Annotated in this window: 12 protein-coding genes, 1 tRNA gene and 5 pseudogenes; 12 read left to right on the top strand and 6 right to left on the bottom strand. The window is 36.0% G+C overall.

The genetic code is table 11. The features are described from left to right. Positions 1-37 precede the first annotated feature (37 nt). The 7 genes and pseudogenes from ABWU67_RS05190 to ABWU67_RS05160 all read left to right on the top strand — a co-directional run. Positions 38-148 (top strand): annotated as a pseudogene (locus ABWU67_RS05190) (IS110 family transposase); the annotation flags it as partial. A 199-nt stretch (positions 149-347) separates the two neighbouring features. Further along, positions 348-620: pseudogene (locus ABWU67_RS05185) on the top strand (hypothetical protein); the annotation flags it as partial. A gap of 214 nt (positions 621-834) precedes the next feature. Further along, positions 835-1,803 carry a hypothetical protein gene (locus ABWU67_RS05180; RefSeq protein ID WP_353281846.1) on the top strand — a complete coding sequence of 323 codons (969 nt, stop codon included), beginning with the start codon at positions 835-837 and terminating at the stop codon, positions 1,801-1,803. Positions 1,804-1,869: 66 nt separating this feature from the next. Beyond that, positions 1,870-1,947 (top strand) — tRNA-Arg (locus ABWU67_RS05175). Positions 1,948-2,029: 82 nt separating this feature from the next. Further along, positions 2,030-3,148: a molecular chaperone DnaJ gene (dnaJ, locus tag ABWU67_RS05170; RefSeq protein WP_353281844.1), complete on the top strand. Its 1,119-nt coding sequence runs from the start codon at positions 2,030-2,032 to the stop codon at positions 3,146-3,148. A gap of 208 nt (positions 3,149-3,356) precedes the next feature. Beyond that, a complete protein-coding gene (locus ABWU67_RS05165; RefSeq protein WP_012673044.1) occupies positions 3,357-4,991 on the top strand; it encodes a ribonuclease J in 1,635 nt (544 codons plus the stop codon). Between the two features lie 5 nt (positions 4,992-4,996). Beyond that, entirely contained in the window at positions 4,997-6,259 is a 1,263-nt protein-coding gene (locus tag ABWU67_RS05160; RefSeq protein ID WP_006279726.1) for a Tol-Pal system protein TolB, read from the top strand. Positions 6,260-6,300: 41 nt separating this feature from the next. On the opposite strand, the gene gatC is transcribed toward ABWU67_RS05160, so the two are convergent. The 3 genes and pseudogenes from gatC to ABWU67_RS05145 all read right to left on the bottom strand — a co-directional run. Next, positions 6,301-6,654, bottom strand: coding sequence for an Asp-tRNA(Asn)/Glu-tRNA(Gln) amidotransferase subunit GatC (gene gatC / locus ABWU67_RS05155; RefSeq protein ID WP_010962323.1), 354 nt, complete (start codon positions 6,652-6,654; stop codon positions 6,301-6,303). Then, positions 6,644-7,570, bottom strand: coding sequence for a ribose-phosphate diphosphokinase (locus tag ABWU67_RS05150; RefSeq protein WP_209473167.1), 927 nt, complete (start codon positions 7,568-7,570; stop codon positions 6,644-6,646). Before ABWU67_RS05150 ends, gatC begins: the two co-directional genes overlap by 11 nt. 303 nt (positions 7,571-7,873) lie before the next feature. Further along, positions 7,874-8,455: pseudogene (locus ABWU67_RS05145) on the bottom strand (ankyrin repeat domain-containing protein); the annotation flags it as partial. Positions 8,456-8,517: 62 nt separating this feature from the next. Here ABWU67_RS05145 and ABWU67_RS05140 point away from each other — a divergent pair. Then, positions 8,518-9,377 (top strand): IS630 family transposase gene (locus tag ABWU67_RS05140; protein WP_353281683.1). Its coding sequence is split into 2 segments (ribosomal slippage): positions 8,518-8,842 and positions 8,842-9,377, totalling 861 coding nucleotides; the frame shifts between segments, so codons are not numbered across the junction. A gap of 55 nt (positions 9,378-9,432) precedes the next feature. Here the strand turns inward: ABWU67_RS05140 and ABWU67_RS05135 are convergent. Then, a protein-coding gene (locus tag ABWU67_RS05135; protein ID WP_353281801.1) for an IS5-like element ISWpi1 family transposase occupies positions 9,433-10,265 on the bottom strand; the annotation gives its coding sequence in 2 pieces (ribosomal slippage) (positions 9,433-9,896 and positions 9,896-10,265; 834 coding nt in all). Here ABWU67_RS05135 and ABWU67_RS07275 point away from each other — a divergent pair. The 3 genes and pseudogenes from ABWU67_RS07275 to ABWU67_RS07270 all read left to right on the top strand — a co-directional run bounded on the left by ABWU67_RS07275 (position 10,220) and on the right by ABWU67_RS07270 (position 11,858). After that, a complete protein-coding gene (locus ABWU67_RS07275; RefSeq protein ID WP_410541762.1) occupies positions 10,220-10,693 on the top strand; it encodes an IS3 family transposase in 474 nt (157 codons plus the stop codon). The two genes, ABWU67_RS05135 and ABWU67_RS07275, sit on opposite strands and share 46 nt — an antisense overlap. Before the next feature lie 66 nt (positions 10,694-10,759). Further along, positions 10,760-11,618, top strand: a pseudogene (locus tag ABWU67_RS05120) (IS630 family transposase). Positions 11,619-11,633: 15 nt separating this feature from the next. Continuing rightward, positions 11,634-11,858 (top strand): DDE-type integrase/transposase/recombinase, encoded by a 225-nt coding sequence (locus ABWU67_RS07270; RefSeq protein WP_410541761.1) that lies wholly within the window; start codon positions 11,634-11,636, stop codon positions 11,856-11,858. On the opposite strand, the pseudogene ABWU67_RS05110 reads toward ABWU67_RS07270, so the two are convergent. Then, positions 11,791-13,133: pseudogene (locus tag ABWU67_RS05110) on the bottom strand (IS110 family transposase). The gene ABWU67_RS07270 and the pseudogene ABWU67_RS05110 sit on opposite strands and share 68 nt — an antisense overlap. A gap of 282 nt (positions 13,134-13,415) precedes the next feature. Between ABWU67_RS05110 and ABWU67_RS05105 the strand changes: the two are divergent. Further along, entirely contained in the window at positions 13,416-13,580 is a 165-nt protein-coding gene (locus ABWU67_RS05105) for an IS3 family transposase (protein WP_353281841.1), read from the top strand. A 91-nt stretch (positions 13,581-13,671) separates the two neighbouring features. Here the strand turns inward: ABWU67_RS05105 and ABWU67_RS05100 are convergent, their stop codons facing one another. Further along, positions 13,672-15,075, bottom strand: a complete 1,404-nt coding sequence (locus ABWU67_RS05100) for an NAD(P)H-dependent flavin oxidoreductase (RefSeq protein ID WP_353281839.1) — start codon at positions 15,073-15,075, stop codon at positions 13,672-13,674. Positions 15,076-15,204: the final 129 nt, after the last annotated feature.

The raw sequence follows: 15,204 nt of genomic DNA, 5'->3' as shown, positions 1-15,204 counted from the left end.
AATTATCAACAAATGAGACTAAATTCAAAAAATTTTAAAAAACATAGTTGATGGTAAGAAGAAGATGGTGGCTATAACAGCCCTAATGCGTAAAATTATAGTAATTGCTAATACAAGACTTAAAGAAGCAATTAATTTGCATACTTAAAAATCTTCACAACGGTAACTGAAATTGGCTAATGAATATGTGCGTCCACACAGACTTAAAGCACATATTCATTAGCTTAAGCAGAAATTGCTGTGGTAGCTGTTTGATATAAAATTCTATTTCTATGACAAACGGGTTTTTATTGCCCATATAATTTGCAAAATTACACAAATAAAAAAATTTTTAAAAAACATAGTTGATAGCAGAAAAAGCACCAATAATAAAGTTAGCCTACGATGAATTAGACAGGTTTAGCTGGAATGAAAAAGATTTAGTAGCATATGAAGAAAGAATAATGGATCTGCGGAAAGAAGAAGCCATTCTTGAATACAAACTTGAGGAAGGTATAGAGAAAGGAAAAATCGAAGTTGCAAAAAATTTACTTAAAGCTGGTGTATCTGTTAATTTAATAGCTGAATCCACTGGCCTTTCTCAAGCTGAAATTGTACAGCTTAAGCAAGAAGTGGCCTAAGTATCACGTTTTTCAGGGCTTTTTTAGCTCGGCAGTGGTCTGAAAAGTCCATTTTTCACTTTATAAAATGTTTATATTTTACCACCTACTTTATTTGAATAAGTTCTTCTGCCACACTCTGAACGGATACTTGAATCAGGCTCAAGTTGACAAGTAGATGTTATCTTGTTATAGTAAATATTTATTAATTTAATCTTAACTTAAGAGGGTATTTATGGTAGCAAGTGATAGTGTTTTAAAAAGGTATGCGTTAGCCTATATAAAGAAATTAGGTAATAATAATAATATTGAAGGGTTTCTACAGTATCGTAATAATACACCGAATTTAACTTGGAGCAAGGAGAATTTTAAAAATGTGTATGAAGAATTTACACATCCAAATTCAAGCAATAGGCACGATACAGGAAGCAGAAATGATCAATATAACGCAGGGAATAACGCACAACCTACAGGCCCTCAGATTACACATATACATGTACACAATAGAGGTTTAGACTTTTGGGATTATTTGCTATTACAATGCTGGATGGATTCTTTATTCGGTGGACGTGGTCACACTACGGTTAATAATATAACGAATATTAACAATGGTAATACCACTCATCAAGGGAGAAAAGAGAATAAAAAAGAATCAGAAGACAGTAGAAAGCTATTAGCTTTGGGTATAGTAGCTGCAGTTGTGTGTGTTGCTTTCCATGCTGGTATGTGTTTTTGGTATAACAGCAGCAGAAAAGTGGCTAGAAAAGAAGAAAAAATAGATTACCTGGATAGTAAATTTAAAACGTTCAGAAATATAGAATTTGCGGTTGGCGTTGTTTCTTTGGCAGCTTTGGTAGCTTGTGCTGTTTACCCAGTCTTACCAGTGTGGGGTTTAGCTATCCTTGGCGTTAATTCTCTCGTATGTTTTGCTGGTGGTTTAGCTTTTCATATGAAGCATGAGGAAGAATCAGAAAATATCGAGAAAGCTGAAAGAGCGGTAGATAGCTATCTTAAACAAGTGCATGGTTATGGAGATTCTTCTCGTGATGCACCACCTCCTTACTCTCCTCAATATCCTAATACTACTCCAAGCGCTCCTCCTTACTTTCCTCAAAGCGCTTCTCCTTCTTATAGTGAATTTAATAATCCTAATGTGGAACAGCAGTCTGGGAATTGTGAGTGGTTCATGCGTGGTAAAAATTAACAGTTTTATTTTTAGCCAAATTAATTGAATCAAGCTACAAAACCTGCTAAAGTTAACTTTGTGAAAGCACCCTTAGCTCAGTTGGATTAGAGCATTTGACTACGGATCAAAAGGTCGGGCGTTCAAGTCGCTCAGGGTGCACCACATTTTATAGGAAACAGAAGTCACACTTGAAATTAATATATGTAATACCTATCTTTAAAGGTTAAGCACTAAACTATTATATATGAGCAAAAAAGACTACTATGATCTGCTGGAAGTAGGCAGAAATGCCAGTATTGATGAGATAAAAAAAGCGTATAAAAAATTAGCATTAAAATATCATCCTGATAGAAATCCTGGCAATCAAGAAGCAGAGGAAAAATTTAAAGAAGTAACAGCTGCATATGAAGTTCTGTCTGACTCTGAGAAAAGGGCAGGCTATGACCGTTATTGCCACGAAGGTGCTTCTGGTGGATTTCAAGGCTTTAGCTCTGCAGGAGATTTTAGCGACATATTCAATGACTTCTTTGGTGGAGGATTCGGTGGTGGTGCAAGTAGATCGAGAGCAAAAAGAAGTACAACAGGAGTATCTGGAGCAGACCTACGTTATGATCTTGAAATTACCTTAGAAGATGCATTTAAAGGAATACAAGCGCCTATACATTATGTGACAAATGTAAAATGTGATACATGCCAAGGCACAGGTGGCGAAGGAGCAATTAAACCAGTTCAGTGCCACACATGCCAGGGAAGCGGTAGGATTAGAACTCAACAAGGCTTTTTTACCATCGAAAGAACATGTACTACATGCTATGGGGAAGGAGAAATAATACAAAACAAATGTAAGAAATGTGGTGGAAGTGGACGTAGAAGAGATGAAGTAAATATATCCGTTTCAATTCCAAAAGGCATAGAAGAAGGAGCTAAGGTAAGGATAAGTGGTAAAGGAGAAGCTGGAACAAAAGGTGGAAAAAGTGGAGATTTATACGTATACGTGAAAATAATTTTCCATAAAATCTTTGCTAGAAATAAAGCAGATTTACACTGTAAAGTGCCTATAAGAATTACACTAGCAGTGCTTGGTGGTGAAATCGATATTCAATCAATTGATGGAGCTAAAATAAAAGTAAAGGTCCCTGAAGGCACTCAAACTGGTACCAAACTACGTTGTAGGGAAAAGGGTATGCCATATATGAACTCACATGCTCGTGGTGATTTATACGTACAGGTAATAGTTGAGACTTTAAATCCAAAAAATTTAACTAAAAAGCAAATTGAACTATTAAAAGCGCTTGAAGAAGAGGAAAATGCAAGTGTACAACAGCAATCTGAAGGGTTTTTTAGTAAAGTAAAAAAAAAATAAGAAATCTGCTAAATGACATAAAGGGGTAACTGTTTACGGGTTTTCATTTAATCCTGCAATTCTTTGACCTTATTAATGGAAAACTTAACAATAGTGTTATTATTAGCCAACAGAAACTTCTTAGTTCCTTAAAACTATGTAAAAGCAATAAATTTCTTTATTTAAGGTCGAAGTTTTGCTATTCTCAGGTTTTAATAATTTAAATTTAATGAATATAAACAAAAATGAGTTTTTATTTCTTCCGCTTGGGGGAGTAGGAAGAATCGGGATGAATGTTAGCCTATATCATTACCAAGGTAAGTGGATTATGATCGACCTTGGTGTTGGTTTTGCAGATGAAACTATGCCAGGTGTTGAGCTGCTCATTGCTGATATAGATTTTATTGCTCAAAGAAAAAAAGATTTACTTGGAATAATAATTACACATGCACATGAGGACCACTGCGGTGCAGTGCCCCACTTGTGGGAAGAGTTGCAGTGCTCCATATATACAACAAAGTTTACGGTTAATTTTCTTAAAGAGAAACTAAAAGAATTTCGATTGGAAGGTATAGTGCCTGTGAAAGAGGTAGACATAAATGGCAGCATAAATTTGGGTCCTTTTACCGTCGAGTTTATAAATGTAACTCATTCAATTCCTGAGGCAAATTCAATATTAATTAGCACTGAAATGGGTAGTGCACTCCATACCGGAGACTGGAAATTTGATCCAAAACCTGTTGTTGGATTAACTTCTAATATGGAGCGTCTAAAAGAAATTGGCGATAAAGGTGACCTGCTTGCAGCAATTTGCGATTCAACCAATATATTAAGCAAGCATCACCCTGAGTCAGAAGGTGAAATTTATAATAATATTTATAACATAATAAAGCGGTCTAAAAAATTAGTTGCTGTTTCGCTATTCGCTTCAAATGTGGCACGAATTGAAACGATAAGCCAAGCTGCAAAAGCACTAAATAGAAAAGTAGTTTTACTTGGTAGATCTTTATGGAGAATAGTGAAAGTTGCGCAAGATAGTGGTTATTTAACTGATTCTCCTCAGTTTCTTGAAGCAAAGGAAGCAGTAAATTTTCCAAGGGAAGAACTGGTGCTACTTTGCACAGGTTGTCAAGGTGAGCCACTGGCAGCTACCGCAAGACTTGCTGCTAAGAGTCATCAAGCATTTAAAATGCAGCAAGGTGATACCATGATCTTTTCGTCAAAAATCATTCCTGGAAATGAAACTCGTGCGCACAACATGCTCAATGCCTTTATTGAGATGGGGGTAGAAGTTATTACTGAAAAAACAGAGCATGTTCATGCTTCTGGGCATCCAACAAGAGAAGAGCTAAAGGAAATGTATTCTTTAATAAAACCGAAGATGTCTATTCCAGTTCACGGCGAATATATTCACACGCATGCACATGTAAAATTTGCTAAAGAGTGCGGTGTGGCAAAAGCAATAATGATTGCACCAGGTGATATTGTTAATTTGGAGAACGGAGAAAAGGTTGATTCAATTGATGTTGACTACTTTGGTATTGATGGTATGTTGCTACGTCATCCGGAGAGCAGTGTTATAAAAATGCGTAAAAGAATGAGAGATGCCGGAGTTATTGTGGTAACAGCAGTTGTAAACAAGAAAAATAAATTGCTTGCTAAACCAAAAGTATTTGTACCTGGTGTTTTTGAAGTGCTAGAAGATGCAGCTACCATACAGAAAATTGTCAAGAAAGTTGAGTCGTTGTTTAGTTTGCAGCCAACAAAAAAAATTAAAAATAAGATTGAAAGTTCAATATTGAGTATCTTAAAGGAATATTTACTAAAAAGGCCTATAATTGAGGTTCAGATAGAACAGGTATGAAATGAATGAAGCTATTCGTTCATCTGGTGTTATTTATTTCGTTATTTATTCCTTATTTTACAAAAGCTGCTTTATATGTTGATATAAAAAAAAGCAGTGTTGGTAACATTGGTCTTGTTGTATCTAAATGTACATGTAAAACAGCGTTGGAAAGCGAATTAAGCGAAAATATTGCAAAGGTAATAGGAACAAATTTATCTAATTGTGGCTTATTTAATGTAAAACGTGGCGCGGAAGCTGAATCTAAATCTTGGAAAAGCGATACTGTAGTCACAGTAAGTTTAAGCGAAATATCTGGTAGTGCATTAGAGCTATCATTTCGTTTATTTGACGCTTTTACAAAAAGAGAATTACTTACTCAGTCAGTTGTTTTTCCAGCAAAAGACTGGAGAAAAATTGGTCACCTCGTTTCGGATGTGATACATGATAGATTAATTGGTGAGAAAGGGCACTTCAACACAAAAATCACGTATATCGCTGAAGAAAAAGATAGCAACTACAAATCTGTGCGTAAAATTGCTGTGATGAATCAAGATGGAAGTAATATAAAATACTTAACAAATGGCGATAGATTTGTGTCAACACCGAGATTCTCACCAAATGGAAAGGGCATTGTTTATATCTCGTACGCAAATGGTAAAAGTTATATAATATTAAAAAATTTAAAAGATAACACTGAATCAATAATCAGCGCATTTGAAGGAGTTGTTTCTGCACCAAGATTTTCTCCCGATGGTAAATCTCTTTTAATTTCCCACTCATTGGGTGGTGAAACGAATATATTATCTTTGGATTTAAGTAGTAAACGAACAAAAAAAATTACTAAAGGTTCAGCTATAAGCACTTCTCCCTCTTTTTCTCCAGATCAAAAGTATATGGCTTTTAGTTCTGATATAAGTGGAAGTCAGCAACTGTACGTTATCGATTTTACTAACAAAAGTAAAAAACCTAAAAGAATTAGTTTTGGAAGTGGAAGATATGCTACGCCTGTTTGGTCGCCAAAAGGAGATCTGATAGCTTTTACAAAGATTCAGTCAGGAAAATTTTACATAGGAGTTATGAAGCCAGATGGCAAAGAAGAACGTCTGCTTTCAGAGGGGCATAAAATTGAATCCCCGGCATGGTTACCAAATGGTAGAGAAATCATTTTTACAAGAACAGAATCACCAAGCAACTCTAAACTATATTTAGTAGACTTAGTAAAGAAAAATCAAAAAATGGTTTCCACTCCCACAAATGCTTCTTTACCGGATTGGTCTTATTTTTGAAAGTAGATCTATTATAGATTTGATATGAGCCTTATTTTACTTTAATTGCTTATAACCTTTGGCACTACGAAATACCCATGCTCAGGTTTTGTATTGGACAATATCTCTTTTTTAATGTTTTGAGAATTTATAACATCATCGCGTACATGAATGTCCTTGTCTATGCTGCCATAACGCATAGGAGAAACACCTTCAGTATTAACTTGCAATAAAGTATCATGTATCCAATCCAGCATTGTCAGTTCTTTGGAGTAGTGATCAATCTCGTCATTTGATAACTTAATCCTTACAAGCTGTGCAATTTTAAGCATTTCTTCTTTGGTAATTGTTATTTTTCTCTTATTTGCAAATTCTATTAGTGAAGTAATAACGTCTTCTGTTGACTTAGCTGGCATCTTTACCTCCTTGGATAAAGTGAGTTAAAATATCTACGACCGAAACAACTTCTATTTTACCAGTTTTTTCAAATTTGTGAAGTATGGTATCCGTAATCACTAATTTATCTAAAGAAGAGGAAGAGATTTTCTCAACTGCACTTCCTGAAAGCACGCCATGTGTGATGCATGAAATTACGGACTTTGCTCCGTGGCCTTTTAAAGCAAGAGCTGCATTACACAATGTTCCACCAGAGTCAACTATATCATCAACAATGACACAATTTTTATTTGCAACTTCTCCTATTATGTTCATTACTTGAGATGTGCCTGCTTTCTCCCTATATTTATCTACTACAATAATCTTATCACTTAACCCTATCTTGTACTTTTCCTCTAAAGTCTTTGCAAAAGCACGTGCTCTACCAATTGCTCCAACATCAGGTGCAACAATTGCCAAATTTTCCGTGTGTATAGAGTCAACAAATGCTTCAAAGCAGTTCAAATTAGTTATCGGTACATCAAAGAATCCTTCAATTTGACTTGAGTGCAAATCAATAACTGCAACGCTACTTGCACCTGCAGTTTGAATAAGATTTGCAACTAATTTGGCACTTAAAGCAGACTGCACATTATTGTTCTTGATAATTCTATCTTGCCTGCTATATCCATAATAAGGAATAATTACTACTATCCTTTTGGCTCCTAATCTATTTACTGCATCAATTATGAGCAGAAGCTCCATAAGGTTATCATTCACAGGGGGAGAAAGAGATTGTATTATATATACTTCTTGATTATATAGATCATTTGCTACTTCTACATTTACCTCGCCATCGGTAAACTTTGATATCCAAGCAGAGGATGGTTGAACATCTAGCCGGTTAACTACTGATTCCCCTAATTCCTTACTAGCATTACCTATTATTATCTTCATAACGCACTAATTGAGTTTTTAAGATTATACAGAAATTGTGAAATAATTGAAATGTAAGTGTCTTTATCTAGCATTCTTGTCGGTGAATTAGGTACCTCTTGTACAATGACCTGTCATTTTCACGCGTTGTTTCAATATACAGACCCAAATTGAAACAACTATACAAAATCCTGCTTATGTTTCAAGATAAATGACTTTAATGAAATATAATTTATCTAGTCATTTGTATCTGCTAACATACTACACTTCCCATTGTAGAGCCTCTGCAACTTACTGAAATTTATAATCGCTTTATAAAAAGCTTTATACTCTTTGCTTAATTGGAGGCGCTACCTCTGCACTTTCTGCTCTGTCTAGGGTACTACTTGGTTTTTCTGCAGTAATTTTTTGAATGCTACCATCTACCTTATTCTTGATATCTGCTCCATATGATCTTAATACTTCAATAGCTTTCTCGTTTCCACTATTCAGCGCAATATCCAAAGCATCCATTCCATCATTATTTTTGTGGTTGATAAAATTCTCTAACTCAAAGATTTTTATATATTGCTCAATGATGAATTCTACCACTTTTCCAGGGCAATTATTAGCGGCAGGAAAGAGTACTGCATTGTTATTATTGTCTTTCTTTGTTACATCTGCTTTGAGCTTGTCTATCAAATACTTGATAATTTCTATTCTGCTATCATCTTCTGCTTCAGTGCACTGCCTAGCAGCTAAAAACAGAGCTGTTCGCCCATTATTGTCCACATCTTCAATATCTTGTCCCTTATCAATTAAGGCTTGTATTATATTTTTGTTCCCATATAAAGCAGCAAAGTGAAGAGGAGTATGCCCTTCGGTACTTTCTCTTTCATTAATCAATGCACCATGGCTAGCTAGTATAGCTCTTTCCACAGAAGTCCGGATATGATAAGATTAAGGATAGATGGCGATAAGGAGGTTGGATGCCGGCAGCATATAGTTATGATTTAAGAAAAAAAGCAATGGAAGCACTAGACGAAGGGGAAAGCAGAGAAGCAGTGGCAGCAAGATTTAAAATTGGACGAACTACTTTGTGGGAGTGGCAGCAAAGAAAAAAAGAAACAGGCGACTTTCAGTCAAAAAAACTCGGTAATGGAGGTTACAATCAGAAAATTATCGACTGGAATAAGTTTATCGAATTTGCTAAAAAACACGGTAGAAAAACTCTGTCGGAAATGGCTAAACTTTGGGGCAACGTTAGTATCGAAACGATCCACCGAGCTCTCAGAAAAATTGGATTTACGCGCAAAAAAAGACATATGGATACAAGGAAAGGAACGAAGAAAAACGTGCTGAATTCTTAAAAATTATAGCAACAAAAGAACCAGAAAACTTAGTGTATATAGATGAGTCTGGGATTGATAACACGGAGGACTATCCATATGGGTATTGCCAGAAAGGACAGCGATTTTATGCCCTAAAATCTGGAAAAAAAACTCAACGAATCAGCATGGTTGCAGCCTTAAGTAGAAGAAAGATAGTTGCTCCATTAACATTTGAAGGCCACTGTAATATGGATATTTTTAATGGATGGTTTGAGCAATTTTTGGCACCGATCTTAGAACCTGGACAAACTGTCATTCTTGATAATGCTACTTTTCATAAGTCTGATAAGCTTATCAAGCTCGCTAAAGGAGTCGGTGCAGAAATTTTGTATCTGCCGCCTTATTCTCCAGATTTTAACAAAATTGAGCATCATTGGTTTGCTATAAAAAACAGAGCCAGGAAAAACATTCCTCTATTCGAATCCTTTCGTCGTGCTGTTGATTCTGCCTTCCTATGACCTATTCGGACTATTATGAGAAATGCTATAAGAGGTTGTCCGGAAACTAGTAAATTCAAGCATATTCCCTCTTTAACATAACCCTACTCATAGCTAGGTATATGAAATTCTCAGTGGATGTTGTGAGTAAATCATACTCCTTCGATAGCCTTCTATTCCTATTAACCCAAGCAAAAGTCCTTTCTACAACCCATCTTCTTGGCTGTACTTTAAACCCTTGTTCTCTTGTTGGTAGTAGCTCAGGTGGAGTATCTTTGTGCACCCAAAATCTACATGGAGGCCTTTTAACAATTTCAATATCTATGTCATATTCTTCCTTTATGTGATTCTTTAAATTTCTTCCTTGGTATCCCATTTCAGCCCACATTTTTTTAACTTTAGTATATTTTGTTCTCATATTGTTTAATGCTATTTTAATACCATCTCTATCATTTTCGTTAGCAGCGCCTACGTAACAACCTAGTATAAAACCCTGAGTGTCTGTAATTATATGCCTTTTTCTACCCTTTACTTTTTTACTTCCATCATAGCCTTTGATCCCCCCTTTTCTGTAGTCTTTACAGATTGACTATCTACTATACAGGCACTCGGCTGCTCATTCATTCCTATTTTTCTTCTACTATATTTTGTAATTTCATAATTCATTTTCTCAAAAATTCCCTGCTTCTTCCATTGCCTGAACTGCTCATACACAGTCTTCCATAGCGGAAAATCATTTGGTAAATACCGCCATTGACACCCTGTACGCAATACATAGAAAATTGCTTCTAATATTTCTTTTTTGCTATACTTTGGCGGCCTTCCTCCTTTCTTGTATGATACTCTGAAGTGTTTTTCTATTCTTGCCCATTCCCTTTCGCTTAGATCTGTTGGATACTTTTTTCTCATCTTTACCCCGTACTAAAATTTCAGATATTATAGCCTTTTACTTGTTTCCGGACAACCTCTATAAGTGGACCACAAGAAAAATAAGCAGTAGAGAATCAGCAAATAAAGAGCTACTCGAAGCTATTCAAAAAATATATCAAGTTTCTAAATGTAGATATGGAGCTCCTAAAATTCATGCTGAATTGAAGGCTTTGGGTAAAAGTTGCAATTTGAAAACGGTGCAAAGTATTATGCAGAAAAATGACATCAGGGCTATACTGAGAAGAAAGTTTAAAATTAAAAAACAACAAACAGATAATAGAGCTGTAGCTCCCAATATACTAGATCAAAACTTTATTGTTGATCAACCAAATAAAGTATGGGATTACTTACATCAAAACCAAGGAGGGATGGCTATATTTGGCAGCAATAATTCTCACGTATGGTAGTTATAGCTCTTTCCACAGAAGTCCGGATATGATAAGATTAAGGATAGATGGCGATAAGGAGGTTGGATGCCGGCAGCATATAGTTATGATTTAAGAAAAAAAGCAATGGAAGCACTAGACGAAGGGGAAAGCAGAGAAGCAGTGGCAGCAAGATTTAAAATTGGACGAACTACTTTGTGGGAGTGGAAGCAAAGAAAAAAAGAAACAGGCGACTTTCAGTCAAAAAACTCGGTAATGGAGGTTACAATCAGAAAATTATCGACTGGAATAAGTTTATCGAATTTGCTAAAAAACACGGTAGAAAAACTCTGTCGGAAATGGCTAAACTTTGGGGCAACGTTAGTATCGAAACGATCCACCGAGCTCTCAGAAAAATTGGATTTACGCGCAAAAAAAGACATATGGATACAAGGAAAGGAACGAAGAAAAACGTGCTGAATTCTTAAAAATTATAGCAACAAAAGAACCAGAAAACTTAGTGTATATAGATGAGTCTGGGATTGATAACACGGAGGACTATCCATATGGGTATTGCCAGAAAGGACAGCGATTTTATGCCCTAAAATCTGGAAAAAAAACTCAACGAATCAGCATGGTTGCAGCCTTAAGTAGAAGAAAGATAGTTGCTCCATTAACATTTGAAGGCCACTGTAATATGGATATTTTTAATGGATGGTTTGAGCAATTTTTGGCACCGATCTTAGAACCTGGACAAACTGTCATTCTTGATAATGCTACTTTTCATAAGTCTGATAAGCTTATCAAGCTCGCTAAAGGAGTCGGTGCAGAAATTTTGTATCTGCCGCCTTATTCTCCAGATTTTAACAAAATTGAGCATCATTGGTTTGCTATAAAAAACAGAGCCAGGAAAAACATTCCTCTATTCGAATCCTTTCGTCGTGCTGTTGATTCTGCCTTCCTATGACCTATTCGGACTATTATGAGAAATGCTATAATGAGTAGTGCAATAAATAAACAATTGGTTATGAACTCTTTATTAATGGCCATTAATAGGCGTAAACCTGTTAAAAATCTACTGCTGCACAGTGACCAAGGTTCACAATATACTGCGCAAGGGTATCAATATCTCTTAGCTTCTAAGAAACTCCCTCTATTAGTTTATCTTGTTTTACCAAGATATAGCCAAATTCCTTTGCTCTTTTGATCAAATTTTTCACAGTTCTATCTTTATAGCGTGTTTCATAGTATTCCATTCCTTTTTCCACATATTCCTGCCCGTATTTGAGCATACTATAAAATATGCATGCTATTTTTCTTGCAGTAGCTGTTATTGCTTTTGGCGCTCCTAATCGTTTTTTTAATCTCCTGTAGTATGCACCCAATGAACTTTTACTATTTCCTACAGAATTAGCAGCCATTCGAAATGCATTCGCAGCACGATTAATGACTTTACGCGTTCTTGTGCTAAACACTTTTTCTCCTGTAATTTTATTGGCAGGGCTGAGTCCTAACCACGATGAAAAGTGCTTTTCTGTTGACCATTTATTATGGTTTATACCAGTTTCTGAAATTATGGTCTGTATACTTAGCACATCAAGTCCTGGAACTTTAGTAAAATCCATACCAGTTACTCGGTGCAGTTCTGCAAAGCAAAACCCGGCTTACTTTTGCTATACTTATTCTTTTCCTTACTCAGCTGTTTACTTTCGTAAGACTTTGTTTCAAACGTTTTATAATAGGCCTCAATATTTCTATCACACTCTGCTATTTTTTCTTGGTAAATATTATATAGTTCAAATTCTTGCCTTAGCGTGAATAGGTGCTCCTCCCTATAGTCACCAGATAACGCTTTTGCAATAGTGGATTTATTGTTTTTAATATTTGGACTCCTGAACTCAGCCAGTTTGTCAGGGTTCCTTTCACCTTCTACAATTGCTTTAATGATGTGCATTCCAATAACACCAGTAATATCACTTATAACTTTATGTAACTGAATATTCATTTGAATTAATGCCTTCTGCATACGTAGAACATGCGTAGATGCACTTTCAGTGAGAGTCTTACGTTGCCTAACATAACTACGCAGTATACATATTTGATTGTCTGGTCTAAATGACCCCTGAAGTAATCCGTAACTGTGCAGTTGTTGAAGCCATTGACAGTCTTGAACATTTGACTTCCTTCCAGGTACGTTCTTTACATGTTTTGCATTTACCAATTTTACTTCGAACCCAGATGATTCAAGTATTTGAAACAAAGGGATCCAGTATACTCCAGTAGATTCCATAGCTACAGTCGTAACTTTACACTTTTTTAACCACCGTGCTAAATTATGAAGATCTTCAGTAAAACAGCCAAATTTTTGAACACGTTGTTCATCTCTTCCTTCTGGTACACATGCGTAATGTACAGCTGAACCAATATCAATCCCCGCTGTATCAGGATTGACTATCTTTAATTTACTTTTTGCTTTTTTCATGGTAACCTTCTCTTTATAATTTACAATAGTGAAGCGCTTCAGCTTGGAATGGTTAAATAATACACTCTTCTAACCGAGGTAGTCTAAGGACTCCATCAATGGTTTAACCGTTTCCTCCAAAACCACGCTGCAAAACGGGCACTTAAGGCACCATTGCATAGTTCGGTTATAACTGCAGGAGCGCTTCTTGTAAATTATACCTAACTATTACTGAAAATCTAGATAGGGAGTTTTTTGTCTGGTTTAACAGACTTCATCCGTTCGGCGCTGTAAAGAATATAGATGAGTAATAAAGGCTGTTGTTACGACAATTCTGTTGCAGAAAGCTTCTTTAGCTCATTGAAAAGAGAAATACTTATTGATACTTCACAACACTCTGCTAAACAAACTAGAACTGCAATATTTGAATACATAGAAATTTTTTATAACAAACAACGTCACTATTAACTATTGCATTCCAGAACAATTTGATGCATCATTCTTTTTGTAAAAAACATTCCACACTTTCTCTCCACTTTTTCTGGGTAAGGTCACTGACTCAATACCCAGTCAATATCCTTTCCACCAGTTCTTTTACTGCCGGTACGTAGCCATTCTCATAAAATGGATCTTGCTTAAATTTGTACACATTGTGCCCGGAAAACATGAGTTCGTTCTCAATATCACCATCGTGTATAACGTTTTGCAGTGTTTTTTGTATGCAAAAACTACGCGGATCTGGCTTTCGTCCTGTTGAATGGTCACCATGATCTTTCCAATTGCTAAACAAACAATGACTTAAGCATCCCATACAATTGATTTGATCTTGTCTTATCTCTGCAAACCTGCCTGGCGTCACAAAAATAACAGTTGTATCTGGAGTTTTCATTGCTTCTGTATACCCTGCTTTAGTCCATGTATTTGCCAGTTCTTTGTCTTTTGCAGTAAGGTAGATCTTTCTACCTCTGCTACCCATTGCAAATTCATTATTAAATTCTTCGCTAGCATTTTCTGAAAACTTTATTTGACGTGAATTCCGTTCATGCAACTCACGTATGAAGTTATTTTTTACTGCAGATGAGTAAAACCCTGTTGGACTGAATTTATTTAAAAATACATCACCTTCTTCTAAAGTGAGTAGCTTCTTTTTCCACTCTGCAGAAATTGGGCTTTCTTTCGTCAAAAGTGGACGAGTGCCAAACTGAAAAGCTATTGGTCCAATTTGCAGATTGTCAAACCAATGTTCCCAATCTTTCAAATGCCACACTCCTCCTGCCATAACAATTGGTGTTTCTGAGAGACCGACCTCGTTCATGAAAGATCTAAGCTCTGCAACTCTTTCAAATGGAGCCTGTGGTAGCTCTGGGTCTTCACTGTTACTGAGTCCATTGTGCCCTCCAGCAAGCCATGGATCTTCATACACTACTCCACCAAGCAAATAGGAAGATATTCTTTGGTAAGTACGCTTCCATAATGCTTTAAAAGCACGCACCGATGAGATAATAGGGTAATAATAAACCTGATACTTAGCTGCAATTTCTCCAAGCCTATAAGGCATACCAGCACCGCAGGTAATACCATGAATCAAACCTTTCGCTCCTTCTAATATGCCATGAAGTACGCGTTCTGCTGCTCCCATCTCCCAAAGTACATTCATGTGTATTCTTCCATGACCTTTTGATATTTCATTTGCTATTCTTGCCTGACTAATTCCAGCTTCAATACTATACTCAATCAATTCACTATGCTTTTCATTTCTTGTTTTGCCTTTATAAATTAGTGGCACTAACTCGCCATTATCATCAATAAGCTTAGCATTTGCACCAGAAAATGTACCCACAGCATCTGCTGCAGCAAATGCTCCGCTTGATCTCTCATCACTAACTGCAATGCCTTTACCACCTTCGATGATTGGCCACACTTCCTTTCCTGAAATTACTATCTTTTTTATCTTATTTTTCAAAACTTCCTCGCAATCTTTCACTCTATTTTACTTAATTACTAAAAAAATGATAGCTGTTTATTTTTTCTTGTATCATTAAAGCTTCTATAGCTACTCATGCTGTTGTAGTTTGAGAGCAGTTCCCATCGG

It is taken from the genome of Wolbachia endosymbiont (group A) of Aleiodes leptofemur (genome assembly GCF_964028465.1).
Taxonomy (GTDB): Bacteria; Pseudomonadota; Alphaproteobacteria; order Rickettsiales; family Anaplasmataceae; genus Wolbachia; species Wolbachia pipientis.
The sequence above is the reverse complement of the archived record's forward strand: the minus strand, read 5'-3'. Positions and strand labels throughout refer to the sequence as shown.

Bases quoted from the DNA above. Each gene is read 5' to 3' on its own strand.
- ABWU67_RS05165 (WP_012673044.1), top strand. From the start codon at position 3,357: ATGAATATAAACAAAAATGAGTTTTTATTTCTTCCGCTTGGGGGAGTA.
- ABWU67_RS05160 (WP_006279726.1), top strand. From the start codon at position 4,997: ATGAAGCTATTCGTTCATCTGGTGTTATTTATTTCGTTATTTATTCCT.
- ABWU67_RS07270 (WP_410541761.1), top strand. From the start codon at position 11,634: ATGAGAAATGCTATAATGAGTAGTGCAATAAATAAACAATTGGTTATG.
- ABWU67_RS05105 (WP_353281841.1), top strand. From the start codon at position 13,416: ATGAGTAATAAAGGCTGTTGTTACGACAATTCTGTTGCAGAAAGCTTC.
- gatC (WP_010962323.1), bottom strand. From the start codon at position 6,654: ATGCCAGCTAAGTCAACAGAAGACGTTATTACTTCACTAATAGAATTT.
- dnaJ (WP_353281844.1), top strand. From the start codon at position 2,030: ATGAGCAAAAAAGACTACTATGATCTGCTGGAAGTAGGCAGAAATGCC.
- ABWU67_RS05180 (WP_353281846.1), top strand. From the start codon at position 835: ATGGTAGCAAGTGATAGTGTTTTAAAAAGGTATGCGTTAGCCTATATA.
- ABWU67_RS05150 (WP_209473167.1), bottom strand. From the start codon at position 7,570: ATGAAGATAATAATAGGTAATGCTAGTAAGGAATTAGGGGAATCAGTA.